The sequence below is a fragment of the Methylobacterium sp. 22177 genome, from assembly GCF_052045615.1.
Classification (GTDB): Bacteria; Pseudomonadota; Alphaproteobacteria; order Rhizobiales; family Beijerinckiaceae; genus Methylobacterium; species Methylobacterium radiotolerans.
In genome coordinates this window covers 24,890-38,344 of sequence record NZ_JBQEPK010000024.1, presented here as the reverse complement: position 1 = coordinate 38,344, position 13,455 = coordinate 24,890, and the positions used below count along the sequence as shown (strand labels likewise).

Here is a 13,455-nt window from a genome sequence, read left to right as displayed (position 1 = left end):
GGCCTCGCCCGGCAGGGGCCGCCGGCCGGCCCGCGTTGACGCTCGGCGCCCCGCGCATTACCTCGGCGGGGCTGGCCGCGTCGGGCGAGTGCGGCGCGTCAGGCGATTCCGTGCTCTCCCGGTTCGGATCCGAACCGATACACGGTCGTCAAGACCCGCCATGGACACCCAAACGGACACGGCCCTGAGGCCGGACCCGATCGACGAGCCGGCGCGGCGCGCGTCCGAGCGCTCGCAGGCGCTCGACCCGAGGAGCCCGGTGGCGCGCTTCGCCGCCGACACGCCGCTGCTCACCGACGCGGGCGTCGAGCTCGCGCCGTTCCAGATCGCCTACCAGACCGCCGGCACCCTCAACGCCGCGCGCTCGAACGCGGTCCTCATCTGCCACGCCCTCACCGGCGACCAGTACTTCGCCCACACCCATCCGGTGACCGGCAAGCCCGGCTGGTGGGAGACGCTGGTCGGCCCCGGCAAGCCGATCGACACGGACCGCTACTTCGTCGTCTGCTCGAACGTCATCGGCTCGTGCATGGGCTCCACCGGCCCGGCCTCGATCGACCCGGCGACGGGGCGGCCCTACGGGCTGAACTTCCCGCTGGTGACGATCCGCGACATGGTCCGGGCCCAGGCGATGCTGCTGGAGCATCTCGGCATCCGGGACCTGTTCCTGTGCATCGGCGGCTCGATGGGCGGGATGCAGGTGCTGCAATGGGCGGCGCTCTATCCCGAGCGCGTCTTCGCCGCGATGCCGATCGCCACCGGCGCCCGCCACTCGGCGCAGAACATCGCCTTCCACGAGGTCGGCCGCCAGGCGATCATGGCCGACCCCGCCTGGGCGGACGGGCGCTACCTCGAGGCGGGCACGCGCCCCGCCAAGGGGCTCGGCGTCGCCCGGATGGGCGCGCACATCACCTACCTGTCCGAGCCGGCGCTCCACCGGAAGTTCGGCCGGCGCTTCCAGGGCGGCACGGCGCCGACCTTCTCGTTCAACGCCGATTTCCAGATCGAGAGCTACCTGCGCCACCAGGGCCTGAGCTTCGTCGAGCGGTTCGACGCCAACGCCTACCTCTACCTGACCCGGGCGATGGATTATTTCGACCTCGCCGAGGACCACGGCGGCGTGCTCGCCAACGCCTTCCGGGGCACCAAGACCCGCTTCTGCGTGATCTCGTTCACCTCGGACTGGCTGTTCCCGACCCGCGATTCGCGGGCGATCGTCCACGCGCTGAACGCCGCCGCGGCGCCGGTGGCCTTCGTGGAGGTCGAGAGCGACAAGGGCCACGACGCGTTCCTGCTCGACGAGCCGGCGATGTTCTCCGCGGCCCGCGGCTTCATCGACGCCGCCGCCCGGGCGCGCGGGCTGTGACGCGGATGGCGAGCGGCGGGTCCGGCAAGATGACCTTCGGCAAGCTGCCCCTGGGCAGGATCCGGCACGGCGCCCCCTGGGAGAGCGCGGACGCCCTCCCCCACGCGGCCGAGGGCGGCGGCGCCCGCGTCGACCACCTCGTCGTGCTCGGCCTCGTCCCGGCCGGCGCCCGGGTCCTCGACATCGGCTGCGGCGACGGCTCGCTGCTGGCGCTGCTGCGCGACCGCCGCGGCATCGACGGGCGCGGGATCGAGCTGTCCCGGGAGGGCGTGAACGCCTGCCTCGCCCGGGGCCTGTCGGTGATCCAGGGCGACGCCGACACCGACCTCGCCAATTACCCGGACGGCGCCTTCGACGTGGTGGTCCTGTCCCAGACCATCCAGGCGACCCGCAATCCCCGGGTGGTGCTGGAGCACCTGCTGCGCATCGGCCGGCAGGTGATCATCTCGTTCCCGAATTTCGGGCACTGGCGCGTGCGCTCCGAGCTGGCCTTCCGCGGCCGGATGCCGGTCACCGAGATCATGCCGGACGCGTGGTGGGAGACGCCCAACATCCACCACTGCACGATCCGCGACTTCGTCGGCCTGTGCCGCCTGATCGGCGCCCGGATCGAGCACGCCACGGCGCTGGACGCCCGCGGCCGGCCGATGCGGTTCTCCATGCCCTGGTGGGTCTGGAACCTGTTCGGCGCGCAGGGCGTGTTCCTGCTCCGGCGCGAGGATCCCGGGCCCTAGCGCCGCTCCCGATCAAGGCGAGGCGGTGGCGCGTCGAGCCCGTGCCGGACGAGGCGCGGGGCCCCTCTCCCGTGCGGGAGAGGGACAGGGTGAGGGATCAGCTCTGTCCGGACGAGGCACACCCCCGTCGCGCCGTGATGGCTCGCTCGACCTCGAAGCGTCTTGTCCCTCACCCCAACCCTCTCCCGTGCGGGAGAGGGGGCATGGCGCGGATGTCTCGACCGGGGTCTTCGTCCTTCCCAACCGTTGCAACACGATCGGAAGCGGCCCCAGCATCGCGCCGCTGGTGTCCGGCGCTCGAGGGTCGCCGCACGGCGCTGTCTCTCCCCGGCACCCGCCGCGCCCCGGCCCGGCGCTGCCGACAGCAGCCTGAAATAGACCAGAAACGGAGCTTGGCTATTTCCGATCGCGTTCCCGTGATCGGACCGTGATTACGGATTCGTTTGGCGTTTTCCCGAGACGTGCGCGTCCACGAGGGGTCGTGGACTGTGTCCGGCTGCGCGGAAGACTTGCCGCAACCGCGAATTCCAGCAGGGTCGACAGGACACGTGCGCCGCGCGATCGTTCACATCGGGATGCCGCGAACCGGCTCCACCGCCTTCCAGGAGGTGCTGGCCCGCCTGCGCCCCCGCCTCGCCTCGGCCGGGATCTGCTACCCGAACCTCGCCCCGCCGGGCGCGCCCGGGAGCGACGACGTCAATCACTACCGGCTCGGCCAGGCGCTGGACCGGCGCCGCGGCGCCGCGGAGCGCCGCGAGGCCCTCGCGCGCCTCGACGCGATCCTCGCCGCCACGCCGGCCGACACGGTCCTGCTCTCCTACGAGGACTTCTCCGTCCAGCGCCCGCTCTGGCGCGTGCCCGAGATTCTGGCAGATCTCTTCGCGCGCCGGGGCTTCGCCCTGGAGGCGGCGCTGGTGGTCAAGCCGCAGGCCGAGCAGCTGGCCTCGGCCTACGCCCTGCGGGCCCAGGTCGTCGCCGAGGGCCGCACGTTCCGCGGCTTCCTGCGCTCCGAGGGCGGGTCCCGGCGCTACGACTACGCGGAACGGCTCGAGCCCTGGCGCCGCGCCGCCGCGGGGCGCGTCACCGCCCTGCCCTACCGCGACCGACGGTCCGACGCGCCGCTGCTGGCGCGGCTGGTCGACGGGCTGGGCCTGGGCGAGCGCCTCGCGCCGCTCCTCGGCCCGGCCGACCTCGCCTACCGCACGAACCGGAGTTCCGGGCCGGTCGCGGTCGAGGCGTCGCGCCGCCTGTACCGGCTCGGCGTGCATCGGCAGGTGACCGGGCATCGCCGCCTGCTCGGCCATATCCTCGACGACTGGGCCTGGGCGCGGGGGCTCGACGCGGAGCGGTTCCGCGGCGACGCGCCGGAGGGGCTGGCCCGCGTCGCGGCGCGCTACGCGGCCGGGAACGCGCGCTTCGCCGCCGCCTGCTGGGGGCAGAGCTGGGACGCGGTCATCGCGCCCGCGCCCGCCGCGCCGCCGAACGAGCTCGCCGCCGGGCCGGTCGCGCTGGAGACGGAGGCCGCGGTCGAGGCGCTGGTGCGGGCGGCGGCGGCGCAGGCCGCCTTCCGGTCCCCGCCCGCGTGGCGGCGGCGGACGGCCCACGTCCTGGAGGAGTGCCGGGAGCGCCTCGGCGAGGCCCTCGGCTACCCGGTCTGGCGCGTGCCCTAGGGGCCGCGCCCGTGTCGATGTCCGAGAACCGGCGGCCGCCTTCGCGGACGCTGCCCCAGGTGGTGGAGCCCCAGGCGGTGGATATGTGCGTCCCGCAGACGATCCCGCAGACGGTCTCGACGGGTCTCCCTCCGGGTCCCGTGAGCTGGCACCCCCTCCAGGCCCGCGAGGCGCGCTGGGCGCGCCTCGGCCAGGTGCCGGTGATCGCGTGGCTGACCGGCCTGTCGGGGGCCGGCAAGTCGACGCTCGCGGCGGAGGCCGACCGGACCCTGGTCGCGGGCGGCCGGCACAGCGCGGTCCTCGACGGCGACAACCTGCGCCACGGGCTGAACGCCGACCTCGCCTTCTCGCCGGAGGACCGCGCCGAGAACGTCCGGCGCACCGCCGAGGTGGCCCGGCTGATGGCCGAGGCGGGGACGGTGGTGATCGTCTCGCTGATCTCGCCCTACCGGGCCGACCGGGCGCTCGCCCGCCGGATCGCCGGCGACATCCCGTTCCTGGAGGTGTTCGTCGACACGCCGCTGGGCCTGTGCGAGGCCCGGGACCCGAAGGGCCTCTACCGTCTGGCCCGCGCCGGCCGCATCCCGGGCTTCACCGGCATCTCGGCGCCCTACGAGGCGCCGGAGCGGCCCGATCTGACGATCGCCACCGAGGGCCGGGGCACCGGGCCTTGCGCCCGCGCCCTGAGCGCGCGGCTGATGCGGCTGAGCCGGGCCGCCGCGAGAGCTGCGGATGGGTCGCGGCCGCGCTGACGATCCGGGACTGGACGCGGGTCCCCTCTCCCGTTCGGGAGAGGGACAGGGTGAGGGATCAGGTCTGTCCGGAATAGGCGCACCGTTCATGCGCGTCGACGGCGTGCTCCGTCCTGAAGCATCCGGTCCCTCACCCCGACCCTCTCCCGAACGGGAGAGGGGGCAGGTCGCGCCCGCCAGCGGCGCCCGTGGCCCTACCCGCCCGGCCAGCGCAGGTCCGCCCGCAGGCCCCCCATCTCCGAGCGGCCGAAATCGAGCTGGGCGCCCGCGGCCTCGGCGACGTCGCGGGCGATGGCGATGCCGAAGCCGGTGCCCGGCCGGCTCTCGTCCCAGCGCTGGCCGCGCCCGATCCCCGCGATGGCCGCGGCGCTCATGCCGGGGCCGTCATCCTCGACGGCGAGGCCCGGGCGGCCGGCGGCCGTCCCGGTGACGCGGACCCGCCGGTGCGCCCACTTGCGGGCGTTGTCGAGGAGGTTGCCCAGCACCTCCATCAGCTCGCCCTCCTCGCCCGGATAGGCGAGGGTCTCGGGCACCGCCACTGTCCATTCCAGGGAGTCGCCCTCCGGCAGCCGCCGCAGGGTCGCGACGAGGCGCTCCGCCACCGGGGCGACCCGGCAGGAGCGCCGCCGCAGGTCGCCAGCGGCGGCGACCCGCGCCCGGGCCAACGCCCGCTCGACCTGCCCGCCCATGGCCCGCGCCTGCTCGGCGATCTCGGCCGCCAGCGCCGGGTCGGCCGGCCCGGTCCGGCGCGCCAGGGCGTCCAGCACCGCCAGCGGCGTCTTGAGGCCGTGGGCCATGTCGGCGGCGGCGGCGCGGGCGCGGACCAGGGCCCGCTCCTGCGCGTCGAGCAGCCGGTTGAGGTCGGCGACCAGCGGCCGGACCTCGTCGGGGAAATGCTCCGGCAGCCGCGCCCGCCGCCCGGCATGGACCGCCAGGAGCTCCGCCTGCAGCACCCGGAACGGGCCGAGCGCCCGGTGCACGAACAGGCCCATCGCCAGCGTCAGCACGAGGAACAGGGCGATCAGGGCCGGGATCAGCAGATGCAGGAAGGTGCTCCGGCTCGCCGCGAGGCTGCGCCGGTCCTCGGCCACCGCGACCCGCAGCGCGGTCTCCGAGCCCTGCGCACCGATCTGCAGCGGCCGCACCACCGCGATGAGTCGGCCGCCGTCGGGCCCGGCCGTGTCGAGGGTGGCGGGGGCCTGCGCGCCCGCCCCGGCCCGGCTCAGGTCGAGGCTCTTGTCCCAGAGGGAACGCGAGCGCAGCAGGTGCGACCCCGCCTCGACCTGCCAGTACAGGCCGCCGTAGGGCGTGGCGAAGCGCGGGTCCGGCAGGTCTCGCGAGAGCGTCGGCGCCCCGTCCGGCGCGAGGCCGACCCGCCCGGCGATGAGCTTGGCGGTCCGGTCCAGCTCCTCGACGGTGCGGGCGTCGAGCACCCGGTCGAGGATCAGCGTGAGGCCGATCCCGGCCAGCACCAGCGCCAGCGCGATCAGGCCGGACGCCGCGAGGCCGAGCCGGAGGCGGAGGGAATCGCGCCTCACGATCCGCCCGGTCCGGCGATCAGGTAGCCCTGGCCGCGCCGGGTCTCGATCACTCCCGGCCCGAGCTTGCGGCGGAGGCGCGTCAGGAGCGCCTCCAGGGCGTTGGCCTCGCGCTCGGTCCCGACCCCGTGGAGATGGTCGAGCAGCTCGCCCGCCGGCACGACCTGCCCCGGCCGGTGCAGCAGGAAGGCGAGGAGCCGGTATTCCAGAGCGGTCAGCTCGGTGGGGCGGCCGTCGACGCTGACCGCGCGGGTGCGGGTGTCGAGTTCCACGGTGCCGGCCCGGAGCACGGGCGAGGCATGCCCGGCGGTGCGCCGCAGGATCGCCCGCAGACGCGCCACCAGCTCCTCCATCCGGAACGGTTTGGCGAGGTAGTCGTCGGCGCCGGCGTCGATGCCCTCGACGCGCTCGCGCCAGCCGTCGCGCGCGGTGAGGATCAGGACCGGCAGGGCCACCTCGGCGGCGCGCAGGCGGCGCAGCACGCCGAGCCCGTCGAGCCGCGGCAGGCCGAGATCCAGCACCATGGCGTCGTACGTCTCGGTCTCGGCGCGGAACCATGCCGCCTCGCCGTCCGCCACCACGTCGGCGACGTAGCCGGCCCTCTCCAGCCCCTGCCGGATGTCGGCGGCGATGCGCGGCTCGTCCTCGACGATCAGGACGCGCACGGGCCGGCCCCCTCAATCATCGTCGTCCTCGTCCAGGATCTTGAGCGTGCCGGCATCGACCTTCACGGTCCGGCGCTTCCCGTCGGCCCCGAGGATGCGCAGCTTGTACAGCCAGCGCCCGTCGTCGTGCTTGAGGTCGACCGACACGACGTCTCCCGGCACCGCCGCCCGGGCGGCCGCCAGCACCGCGTCGAGGGGGCGGATCGCGCCGCTCTCCAGGGCCCGGCGGGCCCGGTCGGCGTCCTCGGAGGCGTGCACGGGCCCGCCCGCGAGGGCGGCCAGCAGGCCGAGGCCGAGGGCGAGAATGAGGGCGCGGCGGGGCGGGAACGGGCTCATGCGGGCGCAGGCTAGTCGGCGCCGCCTGACGGGACGCTGACAGGCGGCGTCAGGGTCGCGGGGCGGGACTTCGGCACAAGGGCGGCCATAGCCCTTTCGGAGACCTGAGACCATGTCGCTCTTCGTCGGTATCCTCCTCGCCTGCGCGGCCGGCCTCGCCGGCACCCTCCTCTGCCCGGACGACAGGGGCGGCCGCTCGCGCCTGCCGCTCCTCGCCGCGCTCCTGATCGGCGGCCTGCCCTGGCATGCCCCCGCCCGGGCCGGCGAGATCCTGCGCGGCCCCGCCCAGGTGATCGACGCCGGCACGCTGCGCGTCGGCGCGCGTCAGGTCAGCCTGTTCGGGATCGCCGCGCCGGAGGCGGACGCGACCTGCGCGGATGCCCGGGACCGGCCCTACCCGTGCGGCCGGGACGCCGCCCGGGCGCTGGCCGACCGGATCGGTGGGGCCGCCGTCGCCTGCGAGCCGCGCGGTGACGCGAGCACGGCGCTCTGCCGGGTCGGCGACGCGGATCTCGGCGCCTGGATGGTCGCGCAGGGCCTCGCCCTGCCCGATCGGGACGTCGCGCCGGACTACGCGCCCGCGGCGGACCGGGCCTGGGGACGCCGCATCGGCCTGTGGTCGGGGGTGTTCCAGGATCCCGCCGAGCGGCGGGGCCGCCGCGCCGCCGCGAGCCTGCGCGCCGACGGGTGACGCCCCGCCGGCGCGGGAACGCTCCCGGGCGCGCCCGGTTGGACCGGCAAGCCCGCCCGGGCGCAGGTGGAACCGCGGAGGCCCCATGAGGATCCTGACCCGTACGACGCTGCTCGCCGCCCTCCTCGCCGGCGCGGCCGGGACCGCGCACGCCGCCGGGGGGCCGGGCAAGGCGGAGGGACGCAAGGATGCCGGCGCGCCCACGACCAGCATGGGCGCCGGCGGCCTCAGCGGCACCGGCTCCACCCGGGACGGCGCCCGCACGGGCTCGGTCGAGGGCAAGGGGCAGCCGGGCGGCGCGACGGCGCCGTCAGCCCCGAAGGCCGGGACGGGCCGCTGATCCGCCCGGTCCGGGCGACCGCCCACCCTCGACCTCATCCTGAGGCGGGTGCCTCAGGGTGAGGACGCGAGCCGGAAATCCCGTCCGGCCGGACCGCGCTACTGCGAGCGGCGGCTGAACGAGACCGCGTAGGCCTGGACGCGGGCGTCGATCAGCGGGTCGTCCGAGACCTCGATCCCGTCGGTCAGGTTGTTGGGCATGAACAGCAGCGCCTTCTCGGCCTCGGCGCTGTCGGGCACGACCTTGCTCACCGTCACGGTGCCGAGATCGACGGTCTTGCGGTCGTCCGGCCAGGGCTTGGTGGCGTCGTTGGTCGGGTCGCCCGGCTCGGCGAGCTGGGCCAGCATCCGGAACTTCGCCGGAGTCTTGGCGACCCGCGGGCCGATCTCGGCCATCAGGAAGTTCGGGTCGCGCTTGGCCGCCTCATCGGGGGCGAGGATCTCCTCGCCCTCCACCGGCACGAAGCGGAACCGGAACGGCTGCCGCTTGCCGGCGGCGTCCACCAGGATGAAGGCGTTGACGCCGTTGTAGGTCTGCCGGGCGAGGCTCGACGGGGTCTTGGCGGTTCCGCCCGCGGTGGCGGCGGCCGGGTGGGCGGCGGCGAAGCGCTCCAGCGCGGTCGGATGGGCGGCCGTCGGGCCGCTCTCGGCGGCGGCCTTGAGGAGGTCGCGGAACTCCTCGCCCGTGGCGACGGGGAAGTACTTCAGCGCGTTGGTGACGACGTCCATCTCGGAGCCGTCGCTCAGCTTGAACTTGAGCGCGAGGCCGTGCGGGTTGGCGTCGGCGGCGCCGTCCGGGATGGTCGGGACGCCGGTGGCGTCCGAGAACCGGACCGTCACCGGCACCGCGGGCCCCTGGAACAGGGACGCCTTGCTGATCTTCGCCGCCTCGGGTGACGGGGTGAAGCTGCCCTCGGCGACGACGCCCTTGGCGTGGTTGGCCCGCGCCCCGGGATGCTTGCCGAACAGCGTGTTCATCACGTCGATCGTCTGCTCGGCGGTGGAGGCCTCCTGGGCCAGGGCCGGGGCGGCGACCGCGAGCGCGGTGCTCAGCAGGAGGGCGAAACCCGATCTCGAACGCGGCATGGGGAACCTCTCGGCAGCGCGGGCTCACGGGAGCCGATCAATGCGGACCGGCCCATCTTCTAGGGAGCCAGGCAACGAGGGCACAACCAAAAGCTATGCCGCTGCGCAGCGGGGTGTGGGAAAATCGGGTGTCGGCCTCGCGCGGCCGCGGCGCGGACGGGAGGGGCTCGTCCGTCGAGCGGGTGCCGACTCCCGCCGCGCGCCGCGAGGCTCCCCGCGCGCCCTCTGTCGCGCCGCCGCTGCCGCGCGCGCCACCTCTGCCGCGCGCGCGAGGGGCCGGCGCCTCGTGCCCAGGACCTACCGCGCGCCGCGGTGGAGGTCGCCCTCGATCAGCAGGGCGCTGCGGCTGTCGAGCCGCGAGCGGTAGACCTGCAGGTTCTCCATGACCCGCTGCACGTAGTTGCGCGTCTCCGTGAACGGGATGCGCTCCACCCAGTCGATCACGTCGACGTCGCCCTTGCGCGGGTCACCGTAGGCGTCGATCCACTTCTTCACGTTGCCGCCGCCCGCGTTGTAGGACGCGAAGGCGAGCACGTAGGAGCCGCGCCAATCCTCCATCAGCTCGCCGAGATGGGCCTGGCCGAGCTTGGCGCAGTAGGCGGGGTCGCTGGTCAGCCGGTCGACGTCGAACGCCGTCGAGACCCGGCGGGCGGTGCGCTGGGCGGTGGCCGGCATCATCTGCATCAGCCCCCGGGCGCCGACGCCCGACTGCGCCCGCGGGTCGAACTGGCTCTCCTGGCGGGCGATGGCGTAGACCATGGCCCGCTCGACCTGCGGCACCGCCGTGAAGGTCTCGTAGGTGGGAATGCCGATCGTCGGGTAGGCGTGGGCGTCGAGCGGCAGGCCGCGCTGGACCGCGAGCTTGCCGATCGCCACCAGGGCGCGGGCGTCCTTCATGTCGGTGGCGAGGTCGCCGAGCGCCTGGAGCTCGCGCGGGTCCGAGAGGTCCCGGGCGGCGTCGATGTAGAGCGGCAGGGCCAGCTCCTTGATCCCGGCCTCGCCGAGCAGGCGCAGGGCGCGGATGGAGAGCCGCCCGTCGAAGGCCTGGCGCTCCGCGCCCTCGAGGTCGGCCGGCGCCCGCAGGGGCAGGCTGGTCTGGCCGAGCCGGGCCCGGGCCACCTGGCCGTAATAGGCGATCGGCTGCAGGGCGGCGCGCTCGTAGAAGCGCTTCGCCTCCTCCGACTGGCCGAGCGCCTCGGCCGCCCGTCCCTGCCAGTAGGCGGCCCGCGCCACCGAGATCGGGCTCTCGGCGATCGCCGCCACCTGCGCGAAATGCTGCGCGGCGGCGGCGGGATCGCCGGCGAAGCGGAGCGCGATCCAGCCGGCGTGGAACTCGGCCTCGATGCGCTTCTCGGGCGAGCGCGCCGCCGGCTGGCTCGCCACCGCGTAGGCGGTCTTGGCATCGCCGAGGTCGAGGAGCTTGCGCGCCACGATCCGGCGCTCGATCCACCACTCGTCGCCGTCGACCAGCACGTCCGGGTTGCTCGGCGCCGTGGCGAGCACGGCGGCGGCGGCCTCGGGCTTGTCGGCCCGGCGGAGATACTGCGCCCGGGAGAAGATGTAGGAGGCGTCCCCGCGCAGCGACGGCGGCACGGCGGCGAGCGCGGCCGCGGCGCCGGAGGACTTGTCCTCCACGGCCCGGCGGGCGCGCACGAGGCTGGCGTAACCGCCGCCCGCGTAGCCGGCCGCCCGGCCGGCGCTCTCCCAGTCGTCCTTCAGGAGCGCCCGCTCCATCCGGTAGCGGTGGTCGACACGGGTCAGCGCGTCCGGGAAGGCGTCGAGCACCTTGGCCTCGAGGCTGCGGCCGAAGCTCTCGGTGCGCCAGAGGTCGCGGACCATCTCGGCGGCGTCGGCCTCGCAGCCGTCGGCGCGCAGGGCCAGCGCCAGGGCGAACTTGCCCGGCGCGCTCGACGGCTTCGCCGTGGCGAAGTAGGCCCTGACGACCGCGGGGGATTTCCGCTCGGAGAGCAGCGCCTCCTCGGCCCGGCGGCGCAGCAGCGGGCCCGCCGGCCAGTCCGGGTTGGCCCGGACGAACGCGACGGTGCGGTTGAAGCCGATCCCGGCGCCCGCGCGGATCGCCACCCATTCGAGCAGCGCCCGCGCGGCCGGGTCGGTGAAGCCGTCGCGCATCCGGTCGCCGTCGGCGACCCGGCCCTTGCGGTAGAGGTCGATGGCGCCGCGCAGCAGCGTCGGGTCGGTGTCGCCGGAGATCTTGGGCCGCGCCGGGTCCGGCACCTCGGGCACCGGGGCCGCCGGGGTGACGGCGGCGTCGGGCAGCGGGAAGGCCACCGGGGCGTCGGGGTCGGCGGAGGCGTAGGCCGAGGCCGCGGCGGGCAGCGTCCGGGCGGGCTCCTCGCCCTTGTCGTCGCCGCCGGAGGCGTGGACCGGGTCGAGCTTCAGGGCGTCGGCCGCGACCGGGTCGGCGGCCTTCGCGGCCTGGGCGCCCCGGACCTGGGCGGTCGAGAGGGCGGCGTCGCTCGCCGGCGGGGTCGGCTGCGAGGCGGGCTGCGAGCTCGGCTGCGACGCGGGCGCCGCCAGGGCCGCCGCGGTCGGCGCGTCCGTGCCGACCTGACCGGCCAGCGCGACGCCGACGGTGGCGACGAGCGCGGCGGCGGTGAGGGACGTGCGCTTCGAGGCCGGAGACGAGGCCGCGGGTCGGATCACGATTCCCCCCTACTGATCACCGGAGCGGGAAAGGTCGAGGATCGGGCTGTGACCATTAAGATCGCGTTAACCGTCGCCACGATCTGTTTGCGCGCCGTGACGCGACCGCCTATGTCTGCCGGTCCGTGCCCGCACGATGCGGACCACGCGCGGCGCCGAGACCGCCGAAATCCCAGCTGGGACCCTTTGGGACGCCTGAGATGACCGAGATGACCGGGAGCCGCCTGCGGGGCTCGCTCACCGCGCTTGTGACGCCCTTCCGCGACGGGGCCTTCGACGAGGCCGCGTTCCGAAAGTTCGTGCGCTGGCAGATCGAGCAGGGCAGCCACGGCCTCGTGCCCACCGGCACCACCGGCGAGAGCCCGACCCTCACCCATGCCGAGCACGACCGGGTGGTCGAGGCCTGCATCGACGAGGCGGGCGGGCGCGTGCCGGTCGTGGCGGGCGCGGGCTCCAACTCGACGGCCGAGGCGGTCGAGCGGGCGCAGCACGCCGAGCGCGCGGGCGCCGACGCCGTCCTCGTGGTGACGCCGTACTACAACAAGCCGACGCAGGCGGGCCTCTACGCCCACTTCAAGGCCGTCAACGATGCGGTCGGCATTCCGATCATCATCTACAACATCCCGCCGCGCTCCGTCATCGACATGAGCGTCGAGACGATGGCCCGGCTCTTCGAGCTGAAGAACATCGCCGGCGTGAAGGACGCGACCGCCAAGATCGACCGCGTCAGCCAGCAGCGTCAGGCCATGGGCGACAGCTTCATCCAGCTTTCGGGCGAAGATGCGACGGCGCTCGGCTACAACGCCCACGGCGGCCACGGCTGCATCTCGGTGGTGGCGAACGTCGCCCCGCGCCTCTGCGCCGACCTCCAGGAGGCGACGCTCGCGGGCGACTACGCCAAGGCGCTGACCCTCCAGGACAGGCTGTTCCCGCTGCAGACGGGCCTGTTCGCCGAGGCCAACCCGGCGCCGGTGAAGTACGCGCTGTCGCGGCTCGGCCACATGACCGACGAGCTGCGCCTGCCGCTCGTGCCGGTGACCGAGCCCACCAAGCGCATCGTCGACGACGCCCTGCGCCACGCCGGCCTGCTGGTCGACTGAGGGAAGTCACGCATCATGGCCCCGAAACCGGAGCCCAGTCGGCGCATCGTCGCCGACAACCGCGCCGCGCGCTATCACTACACGATCGAGGACACGCTCGAGGCCGGCATCGCGCTGACCGGCACCGAGGTGAAGTCCCTGCGCGGCGGCAAGGCGACGATCGGCGAGGCCTATGCCGGACCCTCCGGCACCGACCTGATGCTGTTCAACGCCTACATCCCGGAATACCTGGAGGCGAACCGCTTCAACCACGACACCAAGCGCCCGCGCCGCCTGCTGCTGCACCGCCGCCAGATCAACAAGCTGATCGGCGCGACCCAGCGCCAGGGCTATACGGTGGTGCCGCTGAAGATCTACTTCAACGACAAGGGACGGGCGAAGGTCGAGCTGGGTCTGGGCAAGGGCAAGCAGGCCCACGACAAGCGCGAGGCGGTCAAGGAGCGCGACTGGCAGCGCGACCGGGCGCGGCTGATGCGGGACCGGGGCTGAGGCCGGGCGTCATCGCGAGCGGAGC

Annotated in this window: 13 protein-coding genes; 8 read left to right on the top strand and 5 right to left on the bottom strand. The window is 74.7% G+C overall.

The features are described from left to right. Nucleotides 1–160 precede the first annotated feature (160 nt). The 4 genes from metX to cysC all read left to right on the top strand — a co-directional run bounded on the left by metX (nucleotide 161) and on the right by cysC (nucleotide 4,522). Nucleotides 161–1,366, top strand: coding sequence for a homoserine O-acetyltransferase MetX (gene metX / locus ACTJK8_RS20485; protein ID WP_020095220.1), 1,206 nt, complete (start codon nucleotides 161–163; stop codon nucleotides 1,364–1,366). Nucleotides 1,367–1,395: 29 nt separating this feature from the next. Beyond that, nucleotides 1,396–2,100, top strand: a complete 705-nt coding sequence (metW, locus tag ACTJK8_RS20480; RefSeq protein WP_058606767.1) for a methionine biosynthesis protein MetW — start codon at nucleotides 1,396–1,398, stop codon at nucleotides 2,098–2,100. 548 nt (nucleotides 2,101–2,648) lie between these two features. Continuing rightward, on the top strand, nucleotides 2,649–3,770 hold the full coding sequence (locus tag ACTJK8_RS20475) for a hypothetical protein (protein ID WP_440762432.1): 1,122 nt from the start codon (nucleotides 2,649–2,651) through the stop codon (nucleotides 3,768–3,770). Nucleotides 3,771–3,853: 83 nt separating this feature from the next. Continuing rightward, nucleotides 3,854–4,522: an adenylyl-sulfate kinase gene (cysC, locus tag ACTJK8_RS20470; RefSeq protein WP_127992835.1), complete on the top strand. Its 669-nt coding sequence runs from the start codon at nucleotides 3,854–3,856 to the stop codon at nucleotides 4,520–4,522. A 194-nt stretch (nucleotides 4,523–4,716) separates the two neighbouring features. Here the strand turns inward: cysC and ACTJK8_RS20465 are convergent, their stop codons facing one another. Genes ACTJK8_RS20465 through ACTJK8_RS20455 form a run of 3 tightly spaced genes read right to left on the bottom strand, consistent with a single transcriptional unit; the run spans nucleotide 4,717 to nucleotide 7,061 of the window. After that, nucleotides 4,717–6,060: an ATP-binding protein gene (locus tag ACTJK8_RS20465; protein WP_440762431.1), complete on the bottom strand. Its 1,344-nt coding sequence runs from the start codon at nucleotides 6,058–6,060 to the stop codon at nucleotides 4,717–4,719. Next, nucleotides 6,057–6,725, bottom strand: coding sequence for a response regulator transcription factor (locus ACTJK8_RS20460; protein ID WP_116655554.1), 669 nt, complete (start codon nucleotides 6,723–6,725; stop codon nucleotides 6,057–6,059). Before ACTJK8_RS20460 ends, ACTJK8_RS20465 begins: the two co-directional genes overlap by 4 nt. Nucleotides 6,726–6,737: 12 nt before the next feature. Then, a complete protein-coding gene (locus ACTJK8_RS20455; protein WP_440762430.1) occupies nucleotides 6,738–7,061 on the bottom strand; it encodes a PepSY domain-containing protein in 324 nt (107 codons plus the stop codon). Nucleotides 7,062–7,173: 112 nt separating this feature from the next. Here ACTJK8_RS20455 and ACTJK8_RS20450 point away from each other — a divergent pair, with 112 nt between their 5' ends. Further along, on the top strand, nucleotides 7,174–7,752 hold the full coding sequence (locus ACTJK8_RS20450) for a thermonuclease family protein (protein ID WP_012318867.1): 579 nt from the start codon (nucleotides 7,174–7,176) through the stop codon (nucleotides 7,750–7,752). Between the two features lie 85 nt (nucleotides 7,753–7,837). Beyond that, the gene (locus tag ACTJK8_RS20445; RefSeq protein ID WP_012318868.1) at nucleotides 7,838–8,092 is read left to right on the top strand and encodes a hypothetical protein; all 255 of its coding nucleotides are present in this window, start codon (nucleotides 7,838–7,840) and stop codon (nucleotides 8,090–8,092) included. A 98-nt stretch (nucleotides 8,093–8,190) separates the two neighbouring features. Here the strand turns inward: ACTJK8_RS20445 and ACTJK8_RS20440 are convergent, their stop codons facing one another. Together ACTJK8_RS20440 and ACTJK8_RS20435 are read right to left on the bottom strand one after the other, a co-directional pair. Then, entirely contained in the window at nucleotides 8,191–9,177 is a 987-nt protein-coding gene (locus tag ACTJK8_RS20440) for a catalase family peroxidase (protein ID WP_440762429.1), read from the bottom strand. Between the two features lie 297 nt (nucleotides 9,178–9,474). Then, entirely contained in the window at nucleotides 9,475–11,841 is a 2,367-nt protein-coding gene (locus ACTJK8_RS20435; RefSeq protein ID WP_059409884.1) for a lytic transglycosylase domain-containing protein, read from the bottom strand. 200 nt (nucleotides 11,842–12,041) lie between these two features. On the opposite strand from ACTJK8_RS20435, the gene dapA reads away from it, so the two are divergent. Then, nucleotides 12,042–12,941, top strand: a complete 900-nt coding sequence (gene dapA / locus ACTJK8_RS20430) for a 4-hydroxy-tetrahydrodipicolinate synthase (RefSeq protein WP_024830302.1) — start codon at nucleotides 12,042–12,044, stop codon at nucleotides 12,939–12,941. A 15-nt stretch (nucleotides 12,942–12,956) separates the two neighbouring features. Next, nucleotides 12,957–13,430, top strand: a complete 474-nt coding sequence (smpB, locus tag ACTJK8_RS20425) for an SsrA-binding protein SmpB (protein ID WP_012318872.1) — start codon at nucleotides 12,957–12,959, stop codon at nucleotides 13,428–13,430. Nucleotides 13,431–13,455 lie beyond the last annotated feature (25 nt).